This window comes from Hyphomonas sp. (assembly GCF_041689225.1).
Lineage (GTDB): Bacteria > Pseudomonadota > Alphaproteobacteria > Caulobacterales > Hyphomonadaceae > Hyphomonas.
Genome location: NZ_JBDNGN010000102.1, coordinates 1 through 3,192, shown reverse-complemented (window position 1 = coordinate 3,192; position 3,192 = coordinate 1). Strand labels below are relative to the sequence as shown.

At 53.9% G+C, this 3,192-nt stretch carries 2 protein-coding genes, 1 tRNA gene and 1 pseudogene; 2 read left to right on the top strand and 2 right to left on the bottom strand.

Annotated features, from left to right (window positions below; translation table 11 throughout):
* Positions 1 to 134: 134 nt before the first annotated feature.
* A pseudogene (locus ACESNB_RS09225) lies at positions 135 to 371 on the bottom strand (Arm DNA-binding domain-containing protein); the annotation flags it as partial.
* A gap of 112 nt (positions 372 to 483) precedes the next feature.
* Positions 484 to 570, bottom strand: a tRNA-Leu gene (locus tag ACESNB_RS09220).
* A gap of 477 nt (positions 571 to 1,047) precedes the next feature.
* On the opposite strand from ACESNB_RS09220, the gene ACESNB_RS09215 reads away from it, so the two are divergent.
* Together ACESNB_RS09215 and ACESNB_RS09210 are read left to right on the top strand one after the other, a co-directional pair.
* Positions 1,048 to 1,890, top strand: coding sequence for a type IV toxin-antitoxin system AbiEi family antitoxin domain-containing protein (locus tag ACESNB_RS09215; protein ID WP_373006531.1), 843 nt, complete (start codon positions 1,048 to 1,050; stop codon positions 1,888 to 1,890).
* Complete coding sequence (locus ACESNB_RS09210; RefSeq protein WP_373006533.1) at positions 1,880 to 2,794, top strand: nucleotidyl transferase AbiEii/AbiGii toxin family protein; 915 nt, start codon at positions 1,880 to 1,882, stop codon at positions 2,792 to 2,794. The genes ACESNB_RS09215 and ACESNB_RS09210 overlap by 11 nt, the downstream gene beginning before the upstream one ends.
* Positions 2,795 to 3,192 lie beyond the last annotated feature (398 nt).

Sequence of the window (3,192 nt, the reverse complement as noted above, 5' to 3'; positions counted from 1 at the left end):
AGGAACACGCCACACGCTGGCTATGGACTTACAACAATGAACGCCCAAATATGGGCATCGGCGGAATTACCCCCGCTATGAAACTGAAACTTGCCGCATGAGGGCCAGGAAAACGGCCGCTTAAAAATGGGATGATTACCCTGCCTGAGGAGGCGCTTGGCCTTGGTGCGGAGGTCGCGGGCTTCTTCGATGGTGACGATCGGGTAGGATCCGAACGAGAGCGTCTTCTGCTTGCCCTCGAAACGGTAGGACATGCGCCAGAGCTTTGATCCGTTCGGCCTGATGAAGATGTAGAGCGCATGGCCGTCCGAGCGCTTGTAGGACTGTTCTCGAGGCTCGAAGCCTTGAATTTCGGAATCGGTGAGCGGCATGAGTACGTCGATCAGGTCGTATTGGAGGGTGCCGGACCTTACCAAACGCCACCGCGACGGAGCAACCGCCGATGGTACCGGAAAATGATTTTATTCAATAAAAACAAGATGCTGGTGCCCAGAAGAGGACTCGAACCTCCACTCCCTTGCGAGAACTACGACCTGAACGTAGCGCGTCTACCAATTCCGCCATCTGGGCACGGGGTAGGAAGGCGCGGAGATACTTGCTGATTGAGTGGGCGTCAATGTCAAATACTGTACTTCCAACTGCGAAGTATCAGGGGTCCGATTACCCGTCTGCGGATTGGGAAACAGGTTGCTCTGTGATTCTCTTGGCCCTTAGCCGATGCCGAGGCACCTAACTTGACTTCCGACATCAGGATGCATAGGCGCGCCTATGCATCCTGATGTGCAAAAAACGCTTCTGCAGGATTCGGCCTGATCGGGTAATTCAGGCGGAAATGAATGAACATATTCCCGGGACTTATCCGGACAGTATGACCCGAGTGCAAATCCAGCAGCCTTTACCGACTGGTATTTCTCCTCACATCTGACAGGCAGTGTTTCGACAATAAATATTGAATTATTCGCTATTTATTGGCTTTTAGCCTATGTAACAGCCCCATTATAATATTCAGGATTGCGAATAATTCAAATTATTCGTATTTTAATGGCCATGAACCAACAAAGACGCGAAAAATTAAAACCCCTTCTCGACGAGGTGCCTCCAGGCTTCCTTGTTGATGCAGCATGGCTTGTGGGCCGGGAAATAGATCGCAAGTCGATCCTGAACTACGAGCGGCGTGGCTGGCTCGAAAAAGTAACGCGCGGCCTCTACAGGCGCCCGTTTGGATCGTCTGAAACCAATAATGCAAGACAGGGGTGGAAGATCGCGGTCCTGTCGATGCAGCGGCTGATGGGCTATGACGTTCACGTCGGTGGCAAGACGGCACTCGCGATGCATGGCCTTGTCCATTATTTGTCATTTGGAGGGGGTGAGCTGGTCTATCTCTATGGCAAACCTCCAGCATGGCTGAAACGCCTGCCGGACGCAGATCGCTATATGATCCGGACCCGCAGCCTGTTCGGCGGCAAGATGATCGGCGTGGACAATGTGGCCATATCAAGCGAGACCGCAGACGAGGATCTCGCTGTCGGTCACGGGAGGTGGTCGCTGACTGTCTCTTCGCTCGAACGCGCCGTATTGGAGCTTTTGGATGAGCTGCCCGATCATGAGAGTTTTCATATAGCCGATATGGCGTTTGAAAGCCTGAGCGGAGCGCGTCCGGCAAAGATGCAGGCCATGCTTGAGGCCTGTGAAAGCATAAAGGTCAAACGACTCTTCTTTGTGTTCGCGGACAGGCACAATCACGCTTGGCGCAAATATTTGGAAATGGACAGGATCGATCTGGGCTCTGGCCCCCGGGCACTGGTCGAGGGTGGCAAGTTCCACCCGGACTACAGGATCTCCGTACCGGCGGAGTATTTGCCGAGACAGGAGCGTGATGATGGCGCGTGAACGATATGCAGACCAAGTCCAGTTGCTCGTCAGACTCCTGCCAATTGTCGCAGACGAGAGAGACTTCGCCTTGAAGGGCGGGACCGCGATCAACCTGTTCTACCGGGATCTTCCCCGCCTGTCGGTGGATATCGATCTTACCTATGTCCCGGTCAAAGACAGAGCCGAGTCCCTCGCTGATATCGATGCCGCCATGGACCGAATCCTGAATGCGATAAACAAGCTTCCCAATGTGAGGGGGAGACGGATCGCAGGCAGTGGGAACGGTGACACGCGTGTTCAGGCCGAGGCCGGCAATTCTGTGGTCAAAGTCGAGACCTCTCCAGTTGCCCGAGGCACCGTTCTGGTGCCGGCGGCCAAACGTGTTTCTCCTTCCGTTGAAGAGCAGTTCGGATTTGCGGAAATGCAGGTAGTCGCTTTCGAAGACCTCTATGGCGGCAAGTTTCACGCAGCCCTTGATCGCCAACATCCGCGAGATCTTTATGATGTGAAGCTGCTCTACGAGAATGAAGGCATAACTGACGATCTCTTTCGGGTCTTCCTTGTCTATGTCGCCTGCTCAGGGCGCCCGCCTCATGAATTGCTCAACCCAAATCCGCAGGCGCTTGAGGGCGTGTTCGATAGGGAATTCTCCGGTATGACCGTCGAGCCAGTGACCGTCAAAGAGTTGGAGGACGTACGCACACGGTTCTTCGAAGACATTCGAAGCCGCCTGACTGGACCCAGCGCCCTATATCTCCGGTCACTTCAGGCAGGAGCACCGGATTTCACACTTATTGATCTGCCGGAAGCCGCCAACTTGCCTGCAGTCCGCTGGAAGATGCAAAACTTAGCAAAGCTCATTGCTGAGAATCCGCAAAAGCACAAAGAACAGTCTGACGCATTGGAAGCGATAATCCACTAACCGGGTTGGTGTCTGTCCTACGTCTTCGGATACGCCATAGTCTCGAGTACTAATCTGTAGGTTGTCAGATACTTCAGCTAGAAGTGGGTGTCACACCCCATGCATCAAAAAATATGCGTGTAAGGACGAAACATCTGGCCAAACATGGCGAAGATCCTCAAGGTTAACTGCCTCAATCTTGCCAGGCGAGCGCATATTGCGCTTTCGGATCTTCCGACCCTCAGGACACTCTATTTCGAGAAGTCCGTCGGATCAAGAGTAACCGTCCGGTCTCCCCGCCCTTGTGCTGCGCACCCTGATGCTGATTTTGGTTGGATCGGGGCGGATAGTATCCGCCTGATTTAAGTGGACACGATCCGACCATGTTCGACCATAAGCCTGTGCGCACGCGGCGGAGT

Bases quoted from the DNA above. Each gene is read 5' to 3' on its own strand.
- ACESNB_RS09210 (WP_373006533.1), top strand. From the start codon at position 1,880: ATGGCGCGTGAACGATATGCAGACCAAGTCCAGTTGCTCGTCAGACTC.
- ACESNB_RS09215 (WP_373006531.1), top strand. From the start codon at position 1,048: ATGAACCAACAAAGACGCGAAAAATTAAAACCCCTTCTCGACGAGGTG.